A 24,344-nucleotide genomic window follows, 5' to 3' on the forward strand; every position below is an offset into this window, starting at 1 on the left:
CGAGCATGGCGACGGCGCGGCCGCGCCCGCTCAGGCGACCTTGTCGCAGAGCGGGTCGGTCGTGCCGTCGAGCATCGTCAGCGTCTTGTAGCCGGTGGTGGAGACGTCCAGGGTGTATGCGCCGTCCAGGGTGTACAGGCCGCGCGGCACGTTGCCGCCGTCCGTGCCGAAGCCCGCCAGGATCGGGCCGAACACGTACCAGCGCTGCGAGCGGTCGGGCCGGAGCTCGACCAGCGCGTGGCCGCTCGCGTCCGCGTCGTACGAGGCGCCCGTCGCGGTGTTCACCACCCGGACCACGAGCGCGCCCTTGTACTCGACGAGCTTCGTGCCGTTCGGATAGGCCGCGACCGTCCGTCGCACCACCTCGTCCACCACCGGCGCCCCCTGCACCGCGAAGTCGCAGCGCACGCCTGCCGGATACGACCAGGACGGGGAGGGCGCCGGCTCCCAGCCGGTGCCGCCGTCGGTGGCCGCGTCGGAGGCGGTGCCGGCCGAGCCGGCGGCGCCGGCCGGGACCGTCGCGGCGAACAGGGCGGCGCAGGCGGCGGTGAGGGAGACGAGGACACGTCGCATGGAAACTCCTTGCGGGGAAGGGCGGTCGAACCGTTGCGGTGCCACCCTCGCGCCGTGCCCTCACCAGAACCTGACCACGGAGCTCACGACGTCCGGCGTTCCTCGCGGCGGCGGTCCTTGATCTCCTCGGCGACGCCCCAGCCGTCCCCGACCGGACCCAGGTGCCCGAGCTTGTCGGGATTGGACACCGAGCGGATCGTCTGGATGTGCCCGTCGAGCACGTCGAGCGTCCAGGTGAACAGCACCCGGCCGTCCCGGTCGCGGAAGACCGCGCCCGGGCTGCCGTTCACCTCGCGCGCCTCGCAGGTCACGTCGACGTCGAGCAGCACGCCGTAGTACGCGGCGAGCAGACGGGCCACGTGGTCGGCGCCGACCACGGTCCTGCCCAGCTGCGGAGCCTTGCCGCCGCCGTCCCCGACCAGCTGCGCGTCGGCCGAGAGCAGCGCCCGCAGCCCGTCGACCTCGCCCGCCTGGAGCGCGTCGAAGAAGCGCGCCGCCAGCTCCTCCCGCTCCACGCGGTCCGCCTCGAAGCGCGGCCGCCCCTCCGCCATGTGCCGCCGCGCCCGTACCGCGAGCTGCCGGCAGGCCGCCTCCGAACGTCCCACCGCCGACGCGACCTCCGGGAAACCGAAGCCGAAGACCTCGCGCAGCACGAACACCGCCCGCTCCAGGGGACTCAGCCGCTCCAGGAGCAGCAGCGCCGCCATCGACACCGAGTCCGCCAGCTCCGCCGAGCGCTCGGGGTCCTCGTACGGGTCGGCGAGCAGCGGCTCCGGCAGCCACTCGCCGACGTACTGCTCCCGCCGGACCCGCGCCGACCGCAGCACGTCGATGGAGATGCGGGTGACGGTCGCGGAGAGGAAGGCCTTGGTCGAGCGGGGCGGGTTCGGGGCGGAGGCGTAGCGCAGCCAGGTCTCCTGCACGGCGTCCTCGGCCTCGCTGACGCTGCCGAGGATCCGGTAGGCGATGGAGAACAACAGCGGCCGCAACCCCTCGAACTCCTCGGTCCCACCAGCCCCGCCGGCCCCGTCGGCCCCACCAGCCCTGCCGACCCTGTCGACCCCACCAGCCCTGTCGACCCCACCAGCCCTGTCGGCCCCACCAGCCCGGTCGGCCCCTCCGGCCCCACCAGCCCCGCCCGAGCCGCCGCTCCACCCCTCCGCCGTGCCCGACCCGCTCATTCCGCTCTCCTCCTCGTGACCCGTGGCCGGCCGTCTCCGTGCCGGGAGACACCGCTCCACCCTCGGAGACGAGACGGCCGCCCCGTCTGTGACATCCCCGCTCCCGGCGGCAGACCGTCCCGCCGCGGGCCGTGCCGGCGCCCGCCCTGCCTCCTAGGGTGACCCTCCATGGACTTCAGCCTCCTCGGTCCCTTCGAGGCCCGCCATGAGGGCGCGCGCGTCGAGCTCGGGACCCGCCGCCAGGAGCGGTGCCTGCTCGCGATCCTGCTGCTCGACGCGGGACGGGTGGTGCCCGTGGCCCGGCTCGCCGAGCTGCTGTGGAACGGCGTCCCGCCCGCCTCCGCGCGCTCCACCGTGCACACCTACGTCGGCCGGGTGCGGGCCGCGCTCAAGCCGTACGGCGTGACCGTCGCCACCCGCCACGAGGGCTACGCGATCGAGCTGGACGACGGCCGGCACCGGGTGGACGTACGGGAGTTCCTCGACCTCGTCGGGCGGGCGGCGACCGCCGGCGACCCCGGCGAGCAGGTGCGCTGTCACGACGCGGCGCTCGCCCTGTGGCGCGGCCCGCTGCTCGACGGCACCGTCGACGAGGCCCTGCGCGAGCGGCTCGGCGGCCGGCTGGCCGAGCTGCGGCTCTCCGCGCTCGAACAGCGGGCCGAGACCCAGCTGGCCATGGGCCTGCACACCCGGGTGCTCGCGGACCTCGGCCCGCTCGCCGCCGCGCACCCCGGCAGGGAGCGCCTGGTGGCGGCCCTGATGACGGCCCTCTACCGGGCCGGGCGGCAGTCCGAGGCACTGGAGCTCTACGAGACCACCCGCCGCCGGCTCGACACCGAACTCGGCATCGACCCCGGCCCGGTCCTGACCACCCTCCACGACCGCATCCTGACCGGCGACCCGCGCCTGGACCGCCCGCCGGCGCCGCTGTACGCGGTCCGGGTCCGCGACCAGTGGCTGCCGTGGACGACCGGCGGGCATCCGGCCCTGGAGTTCTGCAACACGTACGCGGGCTGGCGCCGCGACCCGGCCGTGCCGGGCTCCGACTGGCTGCGCGGCTACCCGGCGCTCGCCGCCTGGGCCGGGCACCACGACCTGGCGGACGACGCCCTCGTGGACCGGCTCCTCAAGGAGGCCGCCGACCGGCCGGAGGCCGCCGCGACGGCCCTCGACGAGGCCCGGGCCTTCCGCGCCGCGCTGTACGCCTGCCTCACCGATCCCGCCGACGCCCGCGCCTTCCGCACGGTCGCCGACGCGGCACGGCGGGCGGCCCGCGCCGCCGTGCTCACCCTGGGCCCCGACGGCCTCGCCCACTGGCGGCTGACTCCCTCGGCGGGCCTCGACCTCCCGCTGCTCGCGGTCGCCCGCGCCGCCGCCGACCTCCTCGCCGACCCGCGCCGGCTCACCCTCCGCGCCTGCCCGAGCGCCGACTGCGGCTGGCTCTTCCTGGACGAGTCCGGCCGCCGCCGCTGGTGCTCACTGGCGACCTGCGGCGACGGCCGGGACTGACGAGGAACGGGCGGGCCGGCGGGGCTACTCCGCCTTGGCGACCCCGATCGGGCAGGACACGCCCGTGCCGCCGATGCCGCAGTAGCCGGCCGGGTTCTTGTCCAGGTACTGCTGGTGGTAGGCCTCCGCCGGGTAGAAGGTGCGGCCCTCGGCCGGCAGGACCGTGGTGGTGATCTCGCCGTAGCCGGAGCCGGTCAGGACCTTCTGGTACGCCTCGCGGGAGGCCTCGGCCGTCGCGGCCTGCTCGTCGGAGTGGGTGTAGACGGCCGAGCGGTACTGGGTGCCGACGTCGTTGCCCTGGCGGAAGCCCTGGGTCGGGTCGTGCGACTCCCAGAACAGCTTGAGCAGCCGCTCGTACGAGACCTTCGACGGGTCGAAGACCACGCGGACGACCTCCGTGTGGCCCGTGAGGCCCGAGCAGACCTCCTCGTACAGCGGGTTCGGCGTGTAGCCGCCCTGGTAGCCGACGAGCGTCGTGTACACGCCCTCGGTCTGCCAGAACTTGCGCTCGGCGCCCCAGAAACAGCCCAGGGCGAAGTCCGCGACCTCCAGGCCCTCCGGGTAGGGGCCGAGCAGCGGCGTGCCGAGGACGGTGTGGCGCTCCGGGACCTGGAACGCGGGCTCGGGGCGCCCGCCCAGGGCCTGGTCGGGAGTGGGGAGGACGGGGGTGCGGGACAGGAACATGCTGCATCTCTCCTCGACGGTCGGCGACAGGCACAACGCGGCGGGGCCGCAAGGGATTCCCGACCCGCCCCCTCGCAGCCCCGCCGCGTCCCGGCCCGTGTCCTCAGCCCGCCTTGCGGACGGTCAGCTCGCGGGCCTTCACGTACGCCTTCGCCGGGTCCCCGTAGTAGTTCCACGGGAACGCCCCGATGTGGCCGTCCACCAGCCGGAACTGCTCCAGGGCCTCCGGGTAGCGGCGCAGCTCGACCAGGTACCAGGCGAGCAGCAGCCTGACCTCGTTGAGCCGCAGGTGGTCGGCCGGCGCCGCCGCCACGTCCGCCGCCAGGGCGTCGACCATGGCCGACACCTCGGGCGTGCGGTAGCCCCGGTCGGTGTGGCCGAAGGACTCGTGCTCGTACCAGCTGATCAGCGGGAACGCCGTCAGCAGGCTGCCGGGGGGAGCGGTGGCGACCACCCGGTCGGTGAACTCGCGCGCCAGTTCCACCGAGCCGCGCCACTTCTGGCACCAGTACTGCATCGCCGCGTAGTGCGCCGAGTAGTGGTGCGGGGCGCGGGCCGTGATGCGCTCCCAGAGGGCGCGCATGTCGTCGTGCGAGTAGCGCAGGGCGAGCGCGACCCAGATCTCGTCGATGTACGGGGTGGGGTCGGCGGGGTTGAGTTCGGCGGCCCGGGCGATCTCGCCGCGGGCCCGGCGCATCATGCGGTGGAAGCCGTCGAACTGCTCCTGCGTGGTGTTGGCCGCCGTCGCGCTGCCGCGCAGTTCCCCGGCCAGGCTGACGGAGCTGTCGGCGCGTACGACGGCGGCGTCCGGGCTGTCGGGATCCGCGGCCTCCCACGCCGCGAGCCAGGTGTCGTCCTCGGCGGCCAGCGAGCCGAGCCGGGCCACCTGGAACGTCCGGGTCTCCCAGTCGGGACCGGCGGTGGTGGCCGACAGCAGCTCCGCGGCGGGCTTCCAGTCACCCGTGCGCGCGGCGTCGAGCGCCGCGGCGAGCGCCGGGTCGAGCGGTCGGCTCCGCTCGGTGTCGAGCCGGTCGGCGGGCAGGAAACCGAGCGCGGCCGAGCGGGCCGACAGCTGCGGTGCACCGGCCGCCCGGCCGGTGGCGGCCGGTCCGGACTCCGCCTTCCGGGCCTTGCGGGACCGGAGCCAGAAGTAGATCGCCACCGCGATCACGATCATGGGGATGAGACGGGGCATCAGTGGAGGTTCCTCGTGAGAAGGTCTGGGGCCTGTCCGGCGGATCTGGGCCGGACAGGCCCTGGGGGGACGCTCAGTGGGCCGTGGCCGGAGCGGCCGGCGCCAGCAGCGCGCGCAGCGGACCCGTGTCCGGACGGTCGGCCGTGGCCGCGTCCAGGGCCGCGGGGAGACGGTCCGCCGTGTCGTCGGCCAGGTGCAGGGTCGCGGGGCCGCTCCAGGAGAGCTCCCAGCGGGCGCGGCCCGAGCGGAGCAGTTCGTCGGTCACCATCGCGGACAGGCCGCGGCGCAGGGCGGGGCGGGCGAACTCGCGGGCCACGCGGCCGCTCGCCGCCGCGGCCTCCTCGGACTTCGGCAGGCGGCCGGCGATCTCCCACAGCGAGCCGGCGTCGATCGCGTCGAGCAGCCCGGGGAGCGTGACCGCCGCCCCTCCGGCCGCCGTGCGCAGCTCCTCCGCGCCCTGGGCGACCCGGGCGCTCATGGACTCGTGGACCAGCTCGGGCCATGCCAGGCGCCGCATCCGCTGCGCCTCCGGCGTCAGGGACACGTCCTCGACCGCCGCCAGCGCGGCCTCGGGATCGGTCAGCAGACCGAGCGCGGGCCCGGTGCCCTCGGCGGACCGGCCGTCGTCCGGCAGCGCCTCGATCCGGGCGACCCGCTCGGCCACCGGCGGGTGGGAGTCGTAGGGGGAGGCGGGCTCCTGCGGCAGTTCCTCGCGCAGCCCGGCCAGTTCGCCGGCGCGGGCGGCGAGCAGGTGCCGTACGCCGCCGAACACCTCGCCACGGGCGGGCAGCAGCCCGAACTCGGTGCCGAGGGTCGCGTACGACGAGAGGTAGAAGTCGTGGGCGGCGTCGATCGCGTGGATCTCGCGCAGCGCCCGCGCCGTGGCGTCGCGGCCCGCGATCCGGGCGGCGGCCAGGTCGGCGGCGAGTTCCTGGCGACGGGCGCCGGACAGGGTGGCGCGCAGGTAGAGCCGCCCGTACGCCGAGTAGATCTTCGCCATCACGCGGTAGGTGACGCCGGTGCCGGTGGTGTCGACCTCCTTGGCCGACTTGCCCTTGGCGACCCGCTTCTCGGACTTCTTCTCCTGGCGCGCCCGCTCCTGCGCGACCTTGGCGTCGGCCTTCGCGTGGAACATCGCGATCATGCGGCCGACCTGGACGCGCCCGCGGACGGTGAGCGCGGACAGGCGGGTGTCCGCGTTGCCGTAGTGGCCCAGCTCGTGGGCGAGGACCGCGCGGAGCCCGGCCTCGTCGAGGCCGGCCATCAGCGGCAGCCCCAGGAACAGCCGGCGGCGGCCGCCAAGCAGGCCGAGGAAGCGGGCGTCCTCGCTGACGGCGGCGTTCACGTCGGGAGTCAGCCGGATCTCGTCCGGCGCCCGGGTGCCCACCTGCCCGGCCAGCTCGCGCACGGTCGCCCACAGCCGGGGCTCGTCCGCCTCGCTGACGAGGAGTCCGCCGGGCTCGCCGTCACGCGGGGTCCGCAGCATGAACATGCCCCGGACGACAGGGATCGCCAGGACCACGGTGAGCACGAAGATCTTGAGCCGGACCGCCGCGGGCGCCCACACCCACGACGCCCAGTCGACGGCACCGAGCAGTGCGAGCAGCCCGAGGCCGAGCAGATAGAAACCGGAAAGCAGTACGAACGCGCGCACGGCACGCAGAGTCGCGCCCATCGGGCAGAGTCCCCCCACGGGAAAAACGGAAACGATCAGGCATGTGGGGGGAGTGCGGAGTATCGCCTACCCGCGGGTAGGACGTCCAGCCGATTCCGCGCGAGCCGACCGCCCCGACGTCCAGCCGATCGCGCGCGGGCCGGCCGCCCCGCGCCCCGCTCACCGCGGCAGCGTCGCCGGGCTCCCGCCGTTCGCCTCGTACGCCGCCACCACCAGGTTCCGCCGCAGCGTGTACGCCGCCGCCGGGTCCTCGTCCAGCGTCCACGGCAGCGCGCCCACGTAACCGTCCACCTTCAACAGGAGCTGCATGGCCTCGCTCCAGCGCTCCGCGCCCAGCAGGAACTCCACGAGCAGGTGCCGCACGTGCGCCAGCATCGGGTCGTCGGCCCGCGCCGAGTGCACCGCGTACATGGCGCCCTCCACGGCCTTCGTCACCACCGCCGTGCGGTGGAAGTCCACGCCGACGACGAACTCGGGCCGGTTCTCGAAGACGGCGAACAGCGGCAGCGCCGCGAGCAGCGAACCGCGCGGTGCGCGGGCGGCGGCCGTCGTCGCGAAGTGGTCCGCCTCCTCACGCGAGCCGTGCCACTTCTCGCACCAGTAGTGCAGCGCCGCCAGATGCGCGCCCATGTGCTCCGGCGCCCGGTCGATGACCTTCGCCCACACCAGGTCGAACTCCTCGTGGGCGTATCCGAGTCCACGGGCCACGGCGAGCTGCGAGATGTACGGCACGGGGTCGCCCGGCGCGAGGAGCGCGGCCTGCTCGCACGCCGTCCTCGCCTCCTCCAGGATGACCCGGAAGTCCTGCGTGCCCGCCGCCGAGGTCCGCCACGCCTGCTGCACCAGGAACTCGGCGTACACCTGCGCGCCGCCCGGGTCCTTGGGCGCCTCGGCCCGCCAGGAGCGCAGCCACGCACCGCCGACGCCGGGCCGCTCGGCCAGTTCGAGGGAGGCCGCGCCCGCGAAGGCCTGGACCCGCTGCCAGCGGATCTCGCCCTCCTTCTCGGTGCCCTTCAACAGCTGCGAGGCGGCCCGCCAGTCCTGCGTCGCCTGCACCACGTCCAGCACGTCGAGGAGATCCCGGTCCGGTCCCGGCAGCCGCACGTCCTGCTCCTCCTGGCGCAGGAACCCGTACGCCTCGGGGTCCGCCGCGTCGGGCGAGCCGGGCGCCACGGGGCGGATGACACCGCGCCTGCCGCGCCACACGAAGGGAGCCAGAACACCGAACAGCATGCCCAGCGCGATGAGGAACCACAGAATCTCCATGCGTCCATTGTCCAGGACGCTCCGGCACACCTGCTGAGACACCGGGCGGCGGCCCGGGCACGGGACTACGCTCCTGCATCATGAGCGACCAGCACTCCCACCAGAGCTTCGAGACCCGCGCCATCCACGCGGGCAACACCGCCGACCCGCTGACCGGCGCGGTCGTCCCGCCCATCTACCAGGTGTCCACCTACAAGCAGGACGGTGTGGGCGGACTGCGCGGCGGCTACGAGTACAGCCGCAGCGCCAACCCGACCCGGACCGCGCTGGAGGAGAACCTCGCGGCCCTGGAAGGCGGCCGCCGCGGCCTCGCCTTCGCCTCCGGCCTCGCCGCCGAGGACTGCCTGCTGCGCACCCTGCTCGTCCCCGGCGACCACGTCGTCATCCCCAACGACGCCTACGGCGGCACCTTCCGCCTGTTCGCGAAGGTCGTCCAGCGCTGGGGCGTCGACTTCTCCGTGGCGGACACCTCGGACGTCGAGTCGGTGCGCGGCGCGATCAACGACCGTACGAAGCTGGTCTGGGTCGAGACGCCCTCGAACCCGCTGCTCGGCATCACCGACATCGAGGCCGTCGCGGGCGTCGCCCGGCAGGCCGGCGTGAAGCTGGTCGTCGACAACACCTTCGCCTCCCCGTACCTCCAGCAGCCGCTGTCGCTGGGCGCGGACGTCGTCGTGCACTCGCTCACCAAGTACATGGGCGGCCACTCCGACGTGGTCGGCGGCGCCTTGGTGACGGCCGACGCGGAGCTCGGCGAGGAACTGGCGTACCACCAGAACGCGATGGGCGCGGTCGCCGGCCCGTTCGACTCGTGGATCGTGCTGCGCGGCATCAAGACGCTCGCCGTCCGCATGGACCGGCACAGCGAGAACGCCGGCAAGGTCGTCGAGATGCTGACCCAGCACCCGAAGGTCACCCAGGTCCTCTACCCGGGCCTGCCGGAGCACCCGGGCCACGAGGTCGCGGCCAAGCAGATGCGTTCCTTCGGCGGCATGATCTCGTTCCGCGTCGAGGGCGGCGAGCAGGCGGCCGTCGACGTCTGCAACCGCGCCAAGCTCTTCACCCTGGGCGAGTCCCTGGGCGGCGTCGAGTCGCTCATCGAGCACCCGGGCCGGATGACGCACGCGAGCGTCGCGGGCTCGGCCCTGGAGGTCCCGGCGGACCTGGTCCGCCTGTCGGTCGGCATCGAGAACGTCGACGACCTGCTCGCGGACCTGCGCGAGGCGCTCGGCTAGCCGCCACACCTCCGGCGCGACCGCGCCGCACCGACGACGGCGGGGAGGGGTGCGGGGCCGGAGCGGGGTTGGGGGTGTCCGGACGTTTTGGCCTCCTCCACGAGCGAAGCGAAGTGGAGGTGGCAGTCCGGACACCCCCGCCCCCGTGGAGGTCCCGCACCCCGGCACCAGACCCCGGACCCGCCCGGCCGGGCCGGGTGTCACCAGCCCTCCAGCGGCGGCGTCGTGCCGGCCGGCGGGACCTCCCACGGGCGGGCCACCGACGCCCACACCACGAAGGCGACGGCCGCCGCGGCGAGCAGCGTCCACCAGATCCGGCGCAGCACCCGGTCCCGGCGCAGCAGGCGGGTGCCGCGGGCGACGGCCCGGGCGGTGAGGTCGCCGGGGACGTGCGGGTGGCCGGCCTCCATCATCCGGCGGACCGCGTCCTCCTTGCGTTCGTGGCGGTTCACGAGGCTGCCGCCCGCAACGCGCTCACGGCCCGTGCGCAGACGGCCCGTATCCGGTCCTCGGGCACCCCGAGCAGCGCGGCGGTCTGCTCCTCGGCGACGCCCTCGTACAGCCGGAGCACGACGACGAGACGTTCCTGCGGGGTGAGGGAGGAGAGCACCCCGCCCCGGCCGCGGTGGTGCCGCCAGGCGGTCCGGGCGAAGCGGGTGGCCAGGTCGGAGCGGGTGACCTCGTACGGGTCCTCGCCGCGCAGCCGGTCCCAGTGGGCGTAGGTGTGCGCGAGGGAGGCGGTCAGGAGGTCCTGGGCGAGCGGGTTGCGGTGTGCGGGCTCGGTGGTGAGCAGCGTCGCGACGTGCAGCAGCCGGCCCGACGCCCCGGCCGTGAAGGCCGTGAACTCCCGGGTGCGGTGGGCTTCTTCGCCGCTGTGGCCGTTTCCGGTCTCTCGCACGTCCTCAGTTGAGGCCAGTGCGGGGCCGGGGTCAAGCCCCGTGTCCGGGGCGCGGGGTCACGACTTCGGCGCGGTGTCGTCGGCCGTGGCCGGAAGGCCCGACTGGCGTGCGGAGAGCGCGGAGTTGAAGCGCGTGAGGAGCGAGCAGAAGGACTCGCGCTCGGCGGGCGTCCAGCCCTCGGTGACCTCCGCCATCAGCTGCCGCCGCGAGGCGCGGACCTCCTCCAGGCGGGCCTGGCCGCGCGGGGAGAGCTGGAGCACGACGGCGCGGCCGTCCTCGGGGTGCGAGGTGCGCTTGACCAGGCCGGTGTCGACGAGCGGGGCGACCTGGCGGGTGACCGTGGACGAGTCGATGCCCATGCCCGCGGCGAGCGCCTTGACGCCCATCGGGCCTTCCTGGTCGAGCCGGTTGAGCAGCAGGTAGGCGGCGCGGTCCATCGAGTTGCGCAGCTGACCGGTGCCGCCGAGCCGGGTCTGCTCGGCCCGCCGGGCGAAGACGGCCACCTGGTGCTGGAGGGCGTCGAGGAGACCGGGGTCGAGCTCAGTCGTCATGTCCTGAGACGTGGGCATGGCTGTGGTGGCTCTCTCGTGCGGTGGTCGGTTGGTGGGGGACAGAGTACGCGGCGTTTCCGGGGTCCGTACCGGCGCTGCACGATCCGGATATGCTGCGAGACTTGCTGTCATGAGCTTCCGTAGGCCAGACCCCTTGCATCGGCTGATGCTCGACGACGTGCGCGGGGCGCAGAAGATGCTCGCCGGGGTGGCCCGGGTGACCGCGATGGAGGGCAGCCGGCACCTGTCCTCGCTGGTCGGCTCGCCGGTGCACCTCAAGTGCGAGAACCTCCAGCGCACCGGCTCGTTCAAGCTGCGCGGCGCGTACGTGCGGATCGCGGGGCTGCGGCCCGAGCAGCGGGCGGCCGGGGTGGTCGCCGCCTCGGCGGGCAACCACGCGCAGGGCGTGGCCCTGGCCTCGTCGCTGCTCGGGGTGCACGCGACGGTCTTCATGCCGGTGGGCGCCCCGCTGCCCAAGGTGGCGGCGACCCGCGAGTACGGGGCGGAGGTGCGGCTGCACGGCCAGGTGGTCGACGAGACGCTGGCGGCCGCGGAGGACTACGCACGGGAGACCGGTGCGGTCTTCATCCATCCCTTCGACCACCCGGACATCATCGCGGGGCAGGGCACGGTGGGTCTGGAGATCCTGGAGCAGTGCCCGGAGGTGCGGACGATCGTCGTCGGCGTCGGCGGCGGCGGTCTGGTGGCGGGCATCGGCCTCGCGGTGAAGTCGGTGCGGCCCGACGTGCGGGTCGTCGGCGTGCAGGCGGAGGGCGCGGCGGCCTATCCGCCCTCGCTCGCGGCGGGCCACCCGGTGGCGGTCGAGTCGCCGGTGACGATGGCGGACGGCATCAAGGTGGGGCGCCCCGGTGACGTGCCGTTCAGCCTGGTGCAGGAGTACGTGGACGAGGTGCGCACCGTCTCGGAGGACGCGCTGTCGTCGGCGCTGCTGCTGTGCCTGGAGCGGGCCAAGCTGGTGGTGGAGCCGGCCGGGGCGAGCCCGGTGGCGGCGCTGCTGGCGGATCCGGGGGCGTTCCGGGGCGGCGGGCCGGTGGTGGCGGTGCTGTCCGGCGGCAACGTCGACCCGCTCCTGATGCAGCGGATCCTGAGGCACGGCATGGCGGCCGCGGGCCGCTATCTGAGCCTGCGCCTGAAGGTGACCGACCGGCCGGGCGCGCTGGCGACGCTGCTGGCGGTGCTGACGGTGGTGGACGCGAACGTCCTGGACGTCAGCCACGTGCGGACCGATCCGCGGCTCGGCCTCACGGAGGCGGAGGTGGAGCTGCACCTGGAGACGAAGGGCCCGGAGCACTGTGAGGAGGTCGCGGCGTCGCTGCGGGAGGCGGGGTACACGATCCTGGGCTGAGCCGGGCCGTGCGGGGCGGGGGCGGCTCGGGCTCAGGCGGGCCGGGCGGGGGCGCGTGCGCGTAAATCGGTTGTGTGTCGCGATGTATCGCGTTAGCTTGTGGTGTGGGTCACGGGAATGCCGGGCGCTCTCGATCCGGCATACCTAGACTTGGACAGAAATGCTCAAATCCCGCCACATCTGCTGGGAGACCCCACATGGCAGGCGCGATCCACGCCGAAGGCCTGGTGAAGACCTTCGGTGACGTACGAGCTCTGGACGGCGTGGACCTCGACGTCCCCGAGGGCACCGTCCTGGGCCTGCTCGGCCCGAACGGCGCGGGCAAGACGACCACCGTGCGCGTCCTCACCACACTCCTGAGACCCGACAGCGGCCGGGCCGTCGTCGCCGGGATAGACGTGCTCAAGCACCCCAACGAGGTGCGGCGTTCCATCGGCCTCTCCGGCCAGTTCGCCGCCGTCGACGAGTACCTGACCGGCCGCGAGAACCTCCAGATGGTCGGGCAGCTGTACCAGATGAACGCGAGGGCGGCGAAGGCCCGGGCGGACGAGCTCCTGGAGCGGTTCAACCTCGCCGACGCCGCCGACCGGACCGCCAAGACGTACTCCGGCGGCATGCGCCGCCGCCTCGACCTGGCGGCCGCCCTGGTCGTCTCCCCGCCCGTGATGTTCATGGACGAACCCACCACCGGCCTCGACCCCCGCAACCGCCAGTCCCTGTGGGAGGTCATCCAGGACCTCGTCGCCGGCGGCACCACTCTCCTTCTCACCACGCAGTACCTGGAGGAGGCCGACCACCTCGCGCACGACATCTGCGTCGTCGACCACGGCAGGGTCATCGCCCGCGGCACCTCCGACGAGCTCAAGGCCCAGACCGGCGGCGAGCGCGTCGAGGTCGTCGTCCACGAACGAGGGATGATCCCCTCCGCCCGCGAGATCCTCGCCCGCTACGGCATCGCGGGCGTCGGCCACGGCGAGATCAGCGTCGAGGACCACACCCGCAAGCTGACCGTCCCGGTCACCGGCGGCGCCAAGATCCTCGCCGAGGTCATCCGTGACCTGGACGCCGTCGGCGTCGAGATCGACGACATCGGCCTGCGCCGCCCCACCCTCGACGACGTCTTCCTCTCCCTCACCGGCCACGTGGCCGAGCAGGCGGACGAGGAGAACGGCGACGGCCCGCCGCCGGACGCCCGCGGCAGGCGCGCGAAGCAGCAGGCCAGGGAGACGGTGAAGGAGGCGGCCAAGTGACCGCACTGACCGACACCGCCGCGCGGCCGAAGGCCCGCGGCGCGATCACCCAGTCGATCGCCGACTCGCTGGTCGTCACCAAGCGCAACCTGATCAGGATGATGCGCATCCCGGAGATGATCATCTTCGGCCTGATCCAGCCGATCATGTTCGTGGTGCTGTTCAGCTACGTCTTCGGCGGCTCCATGCAGATCGGCAGCTCCACCTCGCCGCAGGTCTACCGCGAGTTCCTGATGGCGGGCATCTTCGCCCAGACCGTCACCTTCGCCACGGCCGGCGCGGGCGCGGGCATCGCCGACGACATGCACAAGGGCCTCATCGACCGCTTCCGCTCGCTGCCGATGGCCCGCGGCGCGGTCCTCACCGGCCGCACCCTCGCCGACCTCGTGCAGACCACGCTCACGGTCGTGGTGCTCGCGATAGTGGGCCTGCTGGTCGGCTGGCGGATCCACGAGGGCGTCCCCAAGGCCCTCCTGGCCTTCGCGCTGCTGCTCCTCCTCGGATACGCCTTCTCGTGGATCGGCGCGCTCATCGGCCTCTCGGTGCGCACGCCGGAGGCCGCCACCTCCGGCGGACTGATCTGGCTCTTCCCGGTCACGTTCATCTCGACGGCGTTCGTGGACTCCAGCAAGCTGCCCTCCTGGCTGCAGCCCGTCGCCGAGTGGAACCCGTTCAGCGCGACCGTCCAGGCCTGCCGCGAGCTCTTCGGCAACCCGGGCGTCTCGACGTCCGACGCCTGGCCGATGCAGCACCCGGGGTGGGCGTCGCTGCTCTGGTCGCTGCTGATCATCGTGGTCTTCCGCACGCTCTCGGTACGCAAGTACCGGTCGGCGACGGCCTGAGGAACCGCCCCGATCAGGGCAGGTAGCCCGAGGTGACCCGGCCGTCGGAGAGGAGGACGAAGACCGCCCCTCCGGCGGCCAGGACGCCGTTCGTGCCGTCGGTGGGCGGGAGGGTGGCCACGGGATCGCTCAGGTGGACCTTCGGGTAGTCACGCGTATCGGCCGGCGGGTTCTGAAGGGGCAGCGCGGAGACCTGGCTGCCGTTCACCGCCAGCAGGCGGTCCCCCGCGAAGCACACCCGCTCGACGGTCCCCTTGCTGCCGAAGTAGACCGCCGACCGCTGCCAGCGCTCGGCCCCCGTACGCAGGTCGTACGCGTAGATCCGGACCCCGTCGGTCATGGCCAGGACGCCCTGCGCGTTCACCGCCGGCGACCCCAGGAACCGGACGCCCGCCCCGACCGTCCGCTCCCGCTCCAGCGTGCCCGCGTCCAGCACGGACACGCCGCGCCCGGACCCCTCGCACAGCACGCTGTCCTCGTGCACGGTCACCGCGTAGCACCCGTCGGCGTCCGAGCCGCGCGCGGTCTCCCGGCCCGTACGGGCGTCGAGCGCCAGCACCCGGCCGTTGCCGGGCACGAAGACCGAGCCGCCGGAGGCCACCGGCTGCTCCGGGATGACGTCGAGCGGCGCCTTCCACAGCTCCTTGCCGCCCTCGCCGGGCCGCACCGCCGTGACGAGGCCGGAGCGCTCGTCCGCCACGTTCACATACGTCGAGTAGAGCACCCCGTCGTGCAGGTCGGTGCCCTTGACCGCCCAGTCGCCGTCCGGCACGGCACGCCGCCACCGCTCGGCGCCGTCCTCGAGCGCGTACGCCCGGACGCCGTCCGGGCCGGTGACGGCCACTAGGTCGCCGACGACCGCCGGGTACTGCGAGGCCACCCGCGGGGCCTCGCCCCGCCCCGGCTTCGACCACAGCACCCGGCCGTCGGCGGCCGCGAGCGCCGCCACGGCGCCGCCAGGACCCGTGCACACCAGCACCTCGGGGGAGAGGGCACAGGACTCCGCCGGCGTGTCGAACTTCCGCGACCAGGGCGCCCAGCCCGCCGGACGCGAGGAGCGCCGCGTGCCGGCCGTGCCGTAGTCGCCGGTGTGGCCCTCGCCGCCGAACGGGAGGACGACCTGGTCCAGCGTCCGCGGCGCGTCCCCACCGGACGGCGTCGCCGACGCACTCCCCGACGGCCCTGCGCCCGTCACACCGCCCCCACCGCCCTGGCCGGCCTGCCCGTCCCGGCCGTCGAGCGCCATCACGCCCACGGTCGCCACCACCGCCACCGCGACCGCGACGGCGGCGATCCGCGCCCACGGGCGGCGCCGGGGCTCCGGCGCGTCCCGCCCGGCGTCCGCAGCAGCGCCCGCCCCGGCCGCCGGCCGCTCGCCCACCGCCGTGGGCGAGTACGGCACCACCGGCGCCAGCGTCGGCAGATCCGCCACGCCCGCGCCCGACGCCGCCGCCTCGCCGGCCTTCCGCGCCGCGTCCCCGTACTCGGCGAGCAGCGACAGCACCCCGCCCGGCCACGGAAAGACCTCCGCGACCCGGCCCCCGAGCAGTCCCGCCAGCTCCGCCGCCGTCGGCCGCTCCGCCGGGTCGAGCCGCAGACACCGCTCCACGACCGGCCGCAACTCCTCCGGCACACCGGAGAGTTCGGCGTCGGCGCGGCTGATCCGGTAGATCACCGCCGCCATCTCGTCGTCGTGGAACGGCCCCCGGCCGCTCGCCGCGAACGCGAGCACCGCGCCCAGGCAGAACACGTCCGACGCGGGCACGACCGCCCGGCTGCCGGTCAGGTGCTCCGGCGACATGAACCCGGGCGAGCCGACCACCAGGCCCGTCGAGGTCAGCGCCGTCGCCTCGAAGGCCTGCGCGATGCCGAAGTCGATCAGCTTCGGGCCGCTCGCGCCGAGCAGCACGTTCGCCGGCTTCAGGTCCCGGTGCAGCACCTTCGCCGCGTGCACCGCCTCCAGTGCCCGCGCCAGCGTGACGCCCAGCTCCCGTACGGCGGCGACCGGCAGCTTCCCGGACCGCACGACCGCCTCCGCGAGCGAGGGCCCCGGCACGTACTCGGTCGCGAGCCACGGCGCCGGCGCGTCGGCGTCCGCGTCCACGAGCCGCGCCGCGTACGGGCTGCGCACCGCGCGCGCCGCCGTGATCTCGCGCCGGAACCGGGCCCGGAAGTCCCCGTCGACCTCCAGGTCCTCCCGTACGGTCTTCACGGCGACCATGCGGTACGGATCGGCCGTCGGCGCGTCCGCCCGGCAGGCCAGATGGACCTCGCCCATGCCGCCCGCGCCGAGCCGGGCGAGCAGCCGGTAGGGGCCGACGAGCCGCGGCGGCCCGGCGGGAAGTGCTTCCAGCACGGTCAACGCGCCTTTCTGATCTGGTTGTTCGGGCGACTGGTCCGGGGCCTGTCCCGGCGGCTACCGGGGCAGCTCGACGGAGACCACGGCCCCCTGGTCGTACACGAGGTAGGCGATCCCGCCGACGGGCAGCACCTCCGGTGCCCGCAGCATCTCGTCGTACCGCACGCCGTCGAGCGGGTTCGCGGGGCCCTTGTCGGCCCGCGGCCCGGGTGCCCCCGGCACGGGAGTGGTCCGCAGCCCGGTCGGCCTGCCCTTCCCGTCCAGCCGCACGGTGTGGAGCGACGCGTAGTCGGCGTACACGATCCGGTCGTCCGCGAGGAGCGGCGTCGACCAGGCGTGGGAGAGCCCGGCGGGGGTGGCCTTCGCCGCGTACGCGCCCTTCTCGCTCCCGTCGCGCGGGTCGTAGACCTTCAGCCCGCCGTTCTCGCGGTCGATACCGATCGCCACGTACGGGGTCAGGACCACGGGGTGCAGTTTCGCGACGGAGGACGGCAGGCTTCCCTTCGACGCGAGCGTGGCGGCGTCGAGCAGGTGCAGGTTCTCCGGCTCGTCGGCGCTGTGCGGGAGGTCGGCGCAGTAGGCGTTCGCGCCGAGGACCTTGATCTCCTCACAGGTGCGGGCGTCGGCGTCGACCTGCCCGCGCAGGTCCCCGGTCCGGGCGTCGTAGGCGACGAGCCCGCCGTCGCTCAGCGCGTAGACCAGGCCCTTGGCGTACGCGACCGGTTCGAAGTCCTTGTAGTCGGAGCGGGCGAGGTCGGCGTTGGAGAGCCCCTTCGACCAGAGCTCCCGGCCGTCGCCGAGTCGGTACGCCACCAGACGGGTCTGCGCGGCCTCGCCCGTCGAGGCGAGGAACAGCGTGCCGTCGCCCACGACCGGACGGCTCGCCACGCCGTGCCCGCCACCCGACTCCTTCTCCCATCGAACGGCGCCGGTGCGGGCGTCGCGCACCTGGAGCGTCCCGTCGACGGCGAGCACGACGACGTCGTGGTGGACCGTCGGCCGGGCCGAACCACCCGCCACGATGACCGCTCCAGTGGGACCGACGTAGCTGTCGTCGTTCCGCGGGTCCTCGATCAGGTTCGCGTCCCACAGCTTCTTCCCGTTCGCCGGGTCGATCGCCTCGTACCGTCCGTCGGTCGTCCGGCACACCAGGGCCTTCTCGTTCCCCGAGCACCCGAACGCCGGTGCCGACAGCTTCGCCCGCCACGGCTTCCAGCCGGCCGGGCGCTGGGCGGCGTTCTGCGGGACGACCCCGGAGGCGTCGGCCAGCCCGCGGTCGTCGACGCCCGGGACGCGCGGGCCTGAGGCGGCGGGCGGGGCGGCCGTCGGCTTCTTCGGGCCCGGGTCCGGCTGCGGCCACAGCAGGTACGCGCCGATGCCGCCGCCCAGGACGGCGAGGGCCGCCACGGCGGCCACCGGCCCACGGCGGCGCCGCCCCGGGGCAGGGGCGGCGGGAGCCGAGGGCGCCTGTGTGGCCGCCGCGTGCAGCGCGTCCGGGCCCGCCGCTCCCGCGGGCGCGCCGGGCGGCGTCGCCGGGGCCTCGGGTACCTCGACGAGCGGGCCGCCCGCCGCGACGAGCTGGGCCAGCTCCCGCCCGTACTCGCCGATGTGCTCCCGTACGGCCTCCGGCCAGGCGGGCGCGGGACCGCCGTCGCCGCCGAGGAGCTCCACCAGCGCCTCGGGCGTCGGCCGGTCCGCCGGGTCCCGGGACAGACAGGCGGCGACGACGCCGCGCAGTTCCCCGGGCACCCGGGCCAGGTCCGCCTCGGCCTGCGAGACGCGGTAGAGGACGGCGGCCACCGGCCCGTCGCCGAACGGGTCCTCGCCGGTCGCCGCATAGCAGAGCAGCGAGCCGAGACAGAAGACATCCGAGGCCCCGGTGACGTGCCGGGCGCCGGCCACGTGCTCGGGCGACATGAAGGAGGGCGTGCCGACCATCAGGCCGGTCGCCGTCATCGTCGTGGCGCCGCTCGCCCGCGCGATGCCGAAGTCGATCAGGCGCGGCCCGTCGACGGCGAGCATGACGTTGCCGGGCTTGAGGTCGCGGTGCAGCACCCCGGCCCCGTGCAGGTCGGCGAGGGCGCGCGCGACCCGCGCGCCGAGCGCCCGCACGGTGGCGACGGGCAGCGGGCCGCCGCGCCGCACGGCCTGGGCGAGGCTCGGCCCGGGCACGTAGGCCGTGGCGAGCCAGGGCACCTCGGCGTCGGCGTCGCCGCCGACGGGCGCCGCGGCGTGGGCGCTGCGGACCAGTCCCGCGACCCGGATCTCGCGGCGGAAGCGCTCGCGGAAGGCGGGCTCGCCGGCGACGTCACGCCGTACGGTCTTGACGGCGACGTACGCGACGGAGGGCGCGCCGCCGGGACCGTCCGCGGTGCCTCCGGCGTCCGTGGCGCCGGGGGCGTCCGGGGTCCCTGCGGTGTCCGTGCCACCGGGGGCGTCCGGGGCCGGGCCGGGGGTGTCCAGGCGGGCCAGGTACACCTCGCCCATGCCGCCCGCGCCGAGCCGGGCCAGCACCTCGTACGGCCCGATCCGCCGTGGCGTGCCCTCGCGCAGCGGTCCCAGCATCTGCCCGTCCTCCCGTGCCTGCGGCGCCGACCCCCAAGATCATTACACGGTCGCGCGTGCGGATTGCATGAGCATGACGAAGGGCCGGACCCGTCGGTACGGGTCCGGCCCTTCGTGCGAAACGAACGCGGAAGAAGAACGTCAGCCGGTGTACGGCTTGGCGCTCATGATCTTCACCATGGCCTTCTTGCCGTTCGGCAGCTCGTACTCCGCCTCGTCGCCGACGGAGTGGCCGATGACGCCGGCGCCCAGCGGGGACTGCGGGGAGTAGGTCTCGATGGTGTCGCTCGCGTACTCGCGCGACGCGAGCAGGAACTCCAGGGTGTCACTCTCGTCGCCGTCGAACGCGATCGTCACGACCATGCCCGGGCCGACCACACCGGTGTCCTCCGGGGCCTCGCCGACCTTGGCGTTCTGCAGGAGCTGGGTGAGCTGGCGGACCCGGAGCTCCTGCTTGCCCTGCTCCTCCTTGGCCGCGTGGTACCCGCCGTTCTCGCGCAGGTCGCCCTCTTCGCGCGCCGCGGCGATCTTGGCTGCGATCTCGGTACGCGCGGGACCAGACAGGTACTCAAGCTCTTCCTTGAGCTTGTTGTACGCCTCCTGGGTGAGCCAGGTGACGTTGTCGCTGGTCTGGGTCACAGGTGCTCCTCGTAGGTACTGGGAATACAAAGCTCGCCCTGCACGTAAGGCCGCTTTTTCAGCATGCGCCTTCCGAACGGGCGAAACCACGAGCCTAACAATGAGTGGCGAAAAGCGGGAGGACATAAACGCGCGCTTTACGTCACCCCAGGTCACCGGCGTGGCCTGCCGGGGGCGCTACCCCGGCTCCCTACCCACCGCTACCGGGCCGTACACCCGATCAGCTCGGCGCTGGTGGCCCTCGCGGTGGTGCGGATCGAGTAGACCTTGTCGATCCGTCCGCCGGACACGTCGACCGCGACGTCCTTGCGGCCCACCTCGGCGCCGTCCTCGGAGCGGGAGCGCAGGGTGCAGACGCCGTGGGCCTCGGCGTCCTTGCGGATCTCCAGGTGCACCTGGACCTCGTCGTCGCTGACCACGTCGAACTTGATCAGCTCGGCGCTGATCTTGCTGTCGACGACGTAGTACCAGCCGAACCAGCCCGTCACGGCCAGCAGAAGGGTGCCGAGCACGGCACCGACGATCTTCAGCGTGCGATCGGCGCGCTCGTCCGCGGAGCGCCCGTAGCGCCCCTCGGGCAGGCCCTCTCGCACCGCGCTCATGATCGTTCCTCTCGCCGCAGGGGTGCCGGAATTTTCCCACCCCCGATTCCGTCACTATAGAGACCTCCCTAGGCGACGAATCACTGAGGATCGAGTCTTGACTGAGCAGCTGCGACTGATGGCCGTTCACGCCCACCCCGACGACGAGTCGAGCAAGGGCGCGGCGACGATGGCCAAGTATGTGTCCGAGGGGGTGGAGGTCCTGGTCGTGACCTGCACGGGCGGCGAGCGCGGCTCCATCCTCAACCCGAAGCTCCAGGGCGACCCGTACATCGAGGCGAACATCCACGAGGTGCGCCGCAAGGAGATGGACGAGGCCCGCGAGATCCTCGGCGTCCGGCAGGAGTGGCTCGGCTTCGTCGACTCGGGCCTGCCCGAGGGCGACCCGCTGCCGCCGCTGCCCGAGGGCTGTTTCGCCCTGGAGGACGTGGACGCCGCCGCGGGCGCGCTGGTCCGCAAGATCCGTGCCTTCCGTCCGCAGGTCATCACGACCTACGACGAGAACGGCGGTTATCCGCACCCCGACCACATCATGACCCACAAGATCACGATGGTGGCCTTCGAGGGCGCGGCCGACACCGAGAAGTACCCGGAGGCCGAGTTCGGCCCGGCCTTCCAGCCGCAGAAGCTGTACTACAACCAGGGCTTCAACCGCCCGCGCACCGAGGCCCTGCACCAGGCCCTGCTCGACCGGGGCCTGGAGTCGCCGTACGGGGACTGGCTCAAGCGCTGGGACGAGTTCGAGCGCAAGGAGCGCACCCTCACGACCTTCGTGCCGTGCTCGGAGTACTTCGAGATCCGCGACAAGGCCCTGATCGCCCACCGCACCCAGATCGACCCCGACGGCGGCTGGTTCCGGGTGCCGATGGAGATCCAGAAGGAGGTCTGGCCGACGGAGGAGTACGAGCTCAGCAAGTCCCTCGTGGACACCTCCCTCCCCGAGAGCGACCTCTTCGCGGGCATCCGGGACAATGCCTAGCATGAGCGCACACCTGGCACTGACCGAGCTCGTCCCCTTCGCCGCGAAGGAGCTGGACGAGAACAAGGTGACCCCCGGCGTCCTCGGCTTCGTCGTCTTCGCCGTCCTGGCGCTGGCCGTCTGGATGCTGATGAAGTCGATGAACCGCCACATGCACAAGATCGACTTCACCGAGGCCCCGGACCCGGCCACCGCCACGGCCGCCCCGGCGGCCGAGGGCCCGGCGAAGAAGTAGCGGTACGAGCGGGGCGCGACGGCACCGACCGGTGCCGCCGCGCCCCGAGGCGTACCCGCGCACCGGCTCCCCGTCACGGCGGAAGCGGCCGGCGGTGACCGGCGGGTGGCAGCGGCGGCCGCGCCGGCTCCGCCCTCAGGCCACCTCCACCGGCACCCCCATCACCTCCCGCGCCTGCCTGCCCGGAATCATCCCCAGGTCCCACGCCTGCCGGGCGGACTCCGGTGCGGCGGGGCGGTCCAGGATCAGGGAGTAGGCCTCGGCATAGTCCTCCAGGCGCGGGTCGCGCAGAGGATGGCGGGACTCCGTCAGGGCGGTCAGTTCCTCGCGGGCCGCCGCCGGGTCGGGGAGCAGGGTGCAGCGCAGGAAGCGGGCCCAGTCGGCGCCGCGCCGGTCGTCGTACGAGAGGAAGAGCCGCGCGGCCTCCTCGCAGAGGTCCAGCGCCTGGGCGGTGCGGCCGTTGCCGGCGTCGATCAGGGCCAGCTCCAGGCAGGTCCAGGCCTCGCCGTGGGCCACGCCGATCCGGCGGAAGTCGGCCCGGGCGTCCATGAGCAGCTGGCGGGCGAAACCGGAGTTGCGCAGGTTCCCGGTCTGCGCCGCACGCTGGTCCCGGGTGACCCGCCCCGAGTGGTGGCGGGCACATGCCAAGCCGTAGACGTCCCGCATCCGCGAGAACATCGTCCGCGCCCGCTCCAGCTCCCGCACCGCCTGGTCCCGGTCGCCCCGCTCCTCCAGCGCGTGCCCCAGGTAGTAGAGCGTCCACGCCTCGCCCCGGGCGTCCTCCTGCTCCCGATGCCGGGAGAGCGCCTGCCGCAGCCCGTCCACCGCCGCGGCCGTGTCCCCGGCGACCAGCCGGGCCCGGGCCAGCTGGGTCAGCGCCCACGCCTCGCCGCGCCCGTCGTGGGTGCGGCCGTACTGGTCGAGCGCGAGCCGCAGCTCCTCCTCCGCCCGCGTCACCTCGCCCATCCGCAGGAACACCTGCCCCCGCTGGAAGTGCGCCCACGCCTCGCCGTGCAGCGACTCGTGCTCCCGGTGCAGCGCGAGGGCACGGTCCAGCAGCGTCAGCGCCTCCGCGAGCCCGGCCCGGTCCCGCTCGACGGCGGCCAGCGCGTGCAGCGTCCAGCCGCGGTCCGCGGCCAGCGACTCCGGCTCCTGGAGCGCGAGCGCCTCCCGCAGCCGCGCCGCCGCCTCCGACAGATTGCCCTGGTGGTGCAGGGTGATCCCGAGCGAACACAGCGCCAGCGCCGCGCCCGCGTCCTGGTGCGCCTCCTGGTACAGCGACACCACCGACGTCAGCGTCGTCCGCGCCTTGTCCAGCTCGCCCAGCTGCCGGGCCGCGATGCCCGTACGCCACTGCACCGACCGCGAGAGCAGCCCCTGCCCCACGGCCTCCGTCAGCTCGTTGATCTCGCCGAGCCGGTACAGGTCGCCGCGCAGCAGGCAGTAGTCGCACAGCGCGCCCAGCAGGTCGAGCACCGTCTGCTGGTCCACGCCCTCGGTGTGCCGCAGCGTCGCCGTGATGAAGCTGGACTCCTCGTCCAGCCAGCGCAGCGCCGCCTCCAGCGAACCGAAACCGTGCCCGTCGAAGCGGGCGACGCGGTTGACCCGTGTCGACATCTTGCCGTCGACCATCCGGATCACCGCGTCCGCCAGCTCCGCGTAGCTACGGATCAGCCGCTCCTGCGCCGCCGCGATCTCCGCCTGGTCCTCCTCCTCCACGAGCCGCGCCGCCGCGAAGCCGCGCACCGCGTCGTGCAGCCGGTAACGCTTCCCGCGCACATGGTCGAGCAGCCCCGCCCGGGCCAGCTCCCCGAGCAGCCGCGCCCCGTCCTCGGGCGTCCCGCCGAGCAGCGCCGCCGCGGCCGCCGCGCCCAGCGAGGCCCGGCCGGCCAGCGCCAGCCGGCGCAGCAGCCGCCGCCCGTCCTCGTCCAGACCCGTCGCGTAACCGGCGGCGAGCGCCCGCTCCACCGGGCCGGCGTCCGGTCCCGCCGCCGCGAGCAGCCGCGCCACCTCCTCCGCCGGCCGCCCGTCGAGCAGGGCGCCCGCCGTGCGCAGCGCCAGCGGCAGCCCGCCGCACAGCTCCCGCGCCCGCTCGAAACCCTCCGCGTCGTACGGCCCCGGGCCGGCGGCCGCGCCGAGGAGCTCCTCCGCGCCCGCCGCCTCCAGCTCCGTCACCGGCAGCACGTGCACCGCGGCCGGCACGTCCTCGCCCAGGTCGAGCGGCTCCCGGCAGGTCACCAGGACCAGACTGTCCGAGCGCTCCGGCAGCAGCGTCCGCACCTGCGCCGCGTCGACCGCGTCGTCCAGGATCACCGTCACCGCCAGCCCGGTCAGATGCTGGTGGTACAGCTCCGCCAGCCGCCGCACCTGCTGCTCCGGCGAGGACCGCTCGCGGAACAGCAGCTGCTCGCGCGGCGCGCCCAGCCGGTTGAGCAGGTGCAGCAGCGCCTCCCGCGTCGTCAGCGGCTGCTGCCCGCGCGTCGCCGCGCCCCGCAGGTCGACCACGCACGCCCCGCGGAACTGGTCCTTCAGCGCGTGCGCCGCCCGCACCGCGAGCGTCGTACGGCCCGAGCCGGGCGCGCCGGGCAACATCACCACCGTCGGCCGGGTCGTCGTCGCCGCCCGCCCGGCCTGCACCCACCGGGTGATCCGCGCCAGCTCGGCCCGCCGCCCGGCGAACGGGCCCTCCGCGTCCGGCAGGTGCCCGAAGGACTGCTCCAGTACGGCCCGCCGGCGGGC

General features: G+C 74.2%; 20 protein-coding genes and 1 pseudogene. 7 read left to right on the forward strand and 14 right to left on the reverse strand.

Features of this window, described 5'->3' with window-relative positions:
- Nucleotides 1-30 precede the first annotated feature (30 nt).
- Both ACFWJO_RS27910 and ACFWJO_RS27915 read right to left on the reverse strand, forming a co-directional pair.
- Nucleotides 31-573 carry a hypothetical protein gene (locus ACFWJO_RS27910; RefSeq protein WP_386869439.1) on the reverse strand — a complete coding sequence of 181 codons (543 nt, stop codon included), beginning with the start codon at nucleotides 571-573 and terminating at the stop codon, nucleotides 31-33.
- An 83-nt stretch (nucleotides 574-656) separates the two neighbouring features.
- Nucleotides 657-1,580 (reverse strand): annotated as a pseudogene (locus ACFWJO_RS27915) (RNA polymerase sigma-70 factor); the annotation flags it as partial.
- A 342-nt stretch (nucleotides 1,581-1,922) separates the two neighbouring features.
- Here ACFWJO_RS27915 and ACFWJO_RS27920 point away from each other — a divergent pair.
- Nucleotides 1,923-3,263, forward strand: coding sequence for a BTAD domain-containing putative transcriptional regulator (locus ACFWJO_RS27920; RefSeq protein ID WP_386869441.1), 1,341 nt, complete (start codon nucleotides 1,923-1,925; stop codon nucleotides 3,261-3,263).
- 24 nt (nucleotides 3,264-3,287) lie between these two features.
- Here ACFWJO_RS27920 and msrA read toward each other — a convergent pair whose 3' ends face one another.
- The 4 genes from msrA to ACFWJO_RS27940 form a co-directional block, all read right to left on the reverse strand.
- Nucleotides 3,288-3,947, reverse strand: a complete 660-nt coding sequence (gene msrA / locus ACFWJO_RS27925) for a peptide-methionine (S)-S-oxide reductase MsrA (protein WP_385693526.1) — start codon at nucleotides 3,945-3,947, stop codon at nucleotides 3,288-3,290.
- A 103-nt stretch (nucleotides 3,948-4,050) separates the two neighbouring features.
- Nucleotides 4,051-5,142 carry a hypothetical protein gene (locus tag ACFWJO_RS27930; protein WP_386869443.1) on the reverse strand — a complete coding sequence of 364 codons (1,092 nt, stop codon included), beginning with the start codon at nucleotides 5,140-5,142 and terminating at the stop codon, nucleotides 4,051-4,053.
- A gap of 73 nt (nucleotides 5,143-5,215) precedes the next feature.
- On the reverse strand, nucleotides 5,216-6,817 hold the full coding sequence (locus ACFWJO_RS27935; protein ID WP_386869445.1) for a M48 family metallopeptidase: 1,602 nt from the start codon (nucleotides 6,815-6,817) through the stop codon (nucleotides 5,216-5,218).
- A gap of 159 nt (nucleotides 6,818-6,976) precedes the next feature.
- Complete coding sequence (locus ACFWJO_RS27940) at nucleotides 6,977-8,083, reverse strand: hypothetical protein (protein WP_386869447.1); 1,107 nt, start codon at nucleotides 8,081-8,083, stop codon at nucleotides 6,977-6,979.
- 80 nt (nucleotides 8,084-8,163) lie between these two features.
- Here ACFWJO_RS27940 and ACFWJO_RS27945 point away from each other — a divergent pair, with 80 nt between their 5' ends.
- Nucleotides 8,164-9,318 (forward strand): cystathionine gamma-synthase, encoded by a 1,155-nt coding sequence (locus ACFWJO_RS27945; protein ID WP_386869449.1) that lies wholly within the window; start codon nucleotides 8,164-8,166, stop codon nucleotides 9,316-9,318.
- 200 nt (nucleotides 9,319-9,518) lie between these two features.
- Here ACFWJO_RS27945 and ACFWJO_RS27950 read toward each other — a convergent pair whose 3' ends face one another.
- From ACFWJO_RS27950 to ACFWJO_RS27960, 3 genes are read right to left on the reverse strand one after another with little or no spacing between them, the layout of a single operon-like run.
- Nucleotides 9,519-9,770 carry a hypothetical protein gene (locus ACFWJO_RS27950; RefSeq protein ID WP_386869451.1) on the reverse strand — a complete coding sequence of 84 codons (252 nt, stop codon included), beginning with the start codon at nucleotides 9,768-9,770 and terminating at the stop codon, nucleotides 9,519-9,521.
- Nucleotides 9,767-10,216: a sigma factor-like helix-turn-helix DNA-binding protein gene (locus ACFWJO_RS27955; protein WP_386869453.1), complete on the reverse strand. Its 450-nt coding sequence runs from the start codon at nucleotides 10,214-10,216 to the stop codon at nucleotides 9,767-9,769. The genes ACFWJO_RS27950 and ACFWJO_RS27955 overlap by 4 nt, the downstream gene beginning before the upstream one ends.
- Nucleotides 10,217-10,273: 57 nt before the next feature.
- The gene (locus ACFWJO_RS27960) at nucleotides 10,274-10,786 is read right to left on the reverse strand and encodes a MarR family winged helix-turn-helix transcriptional regulator (protein ID WP_384411836.1); all 513 of its coding nucleotides are present in this window, start codon (nucleotides 10,784-10,786) and stop codon (nucleotides 10,274-10,276) included.
- A 112-nt stretch (nucleotides 10,787-10,898) separates the two neighbouring features.
- On the opposite strand from ACFWJO_RS27960, the gene ilvA reads away from it, so the two are divergent.
- From ilvA to ACFWJO_RS27975, 3 genes are all read left to right on the forward strand, one after another.
- Nucleotides 10,899-12,134, forward strand: coding sequence for a threonine ammonia-lyase (ilvA, locus tag ACFWJO_RS27965; RefSeq protein WP_386869455.1), 1,236 nt, complete (start codon nucleotides 10,899-10,901; stop codon nucleotides 12,132-12,134).
- A gap of 197 nt (nucleotides 12,135-12,331) precedes the next feature.
- Nucleotides 12,332-13,384: an ATP-binding cassette domain-containing protein gene (locus ACFWJO_RS27970; RefSeq protein WP_386869457.1), complete on the forward strand. Its 1,053-nt coding sequence runs from the start codon at nucleotides 12,332-12,334 to the stop codon at nucleotides 13,382-13,384.
- Nucleotides 13,381-14,226: an ABC transporter permease gene (locus ACFWJO_RS27975; protein WP_386869459.1), complete on the forward strand. Its 846-nt coding sequence runs from the start codon at nucleotides 13,381-13,383 to the stop codon at nucleotides 14,224-14,226. Before ACFWJO_RS27970 ends, ACFWJO_RS27975 begins: the two co-directional genes overlap by 4 nt.
- A gap of 13 nt (nucleotides 14,227-14,239) precedes the next feature.
- Here ACFWJO_RS27975 and ACFWJO_RS27980 read toward each other — a convergent pair whose 3' ends face one another.
- The 4 genes from ACFWJO_RS27980 to ACFWJO_RS27995 all read right to left on the reverse strand — a co-directional run bounded on the left by ACFWJO_RS27980 (nucleotide 14,240) and on the right by ACFWJO_RS27995 (nucleotide 20,391).
- A complete protein-coding gene (locus ACFWJO_RS27980; protein WP_386869461.1) occupies nucleotides 14,240-16,582 on the reverse strand; it encodes a protein kinase in 2,343 nt (780 codons plus the stop codon).
- 60 nt (nucleotides 16,583-16,642) lie between these two features.
- Entirely contained in the window at nucleotides 16,643-19,150 is a 2,508-nt protein-coding gene (locus ACFWJO_RS27985; protein ID WP_386869463.1) for a PQQ-binding-like beta-propeller repeat protein, read from the reverse strand.
- A gap of 141 nt (nucleotides 19,151-19,291) precedes the next feature.
- Entirely contained in the window at nucleotides 19,292-19,789 is a 498-nt protein-coding gene (gene greA, locus ACFWJO_RS27990; RefSeq protein WP_384411690.1) for a transcription elongation factor GreA, read from the reverse strand.
- Nucleotides 19,790-19,989: 200 nt separating this feature from the next.
- Nucleotides 19,990-20,391, reverse strand: a complete 402-nt coding sequence (locus ACFWJO_RS27995) for a DUF4307 domain-containing protein (RefSeq protein ID WP_386869465.1) — start codon at nucleotides 20,389-20,391, stop codon at nucleotides 19,990-19,992.
- 97 nt (nucleotides 20,392-20,488) lie between these two features.
- On the opposite strand from ACFWJO_RS27995, the gene mca reads away from it, so the two are divergent.
- Both mca and ACFWJO_RS28005 read left to right on the forward strand, forming a co-directional pair.
- Nucleotides 20,489-21,370 (forward strand): mycothiol conjugate amidase Mca, encoded by an 882-nt coding sequence (mca, locus tag ACFWJO_RS28000; RefSeq protein WP_386869467.1) that lies wholly within the window; start codon nucleotides 20,489-20,491, stop codon nucleotides 21,368-21,370.
- The gene (locus tag ACFWJO_RS28005; protein ID WP_386869469.1) at nucleotides 21,363-21,605 is read left to right on the forward strand and encodes a hypothetical protein; all 243 of its coding nucleotides are present in this window, start codon (nucleotides 21,363-21,365) and stop codon (nucleotides 21,603-21,605) included. Before mca ends, ACFWJO_RS28005 begins: the two co-directional genes overlap by 8 nt.
- A 135-nt stretch (nucleotides 21,606-21,740) precedes the next feature.
- Here ACFWJO_RS28005 and ACFWJO_RS28010 read toward each other — a convergent pair.
- The coding region (locus ACFWJO_RS28010; protein ID WP_386869471.1) for a tetratricopeptide repeat protein at nucleotides 21,741-24,344 on the reverse strand (2,604 nt) is incomplete at its 5' end.

This window comes from Streptomyces sp. NPDC127092 (assembly GCF_042722475.1).
Taxonomy (GTDB): Bacteria; Actinomycetota; Actinomycetes; order Streptomycetales; family Streptomycetaceae; genus Streptomyces.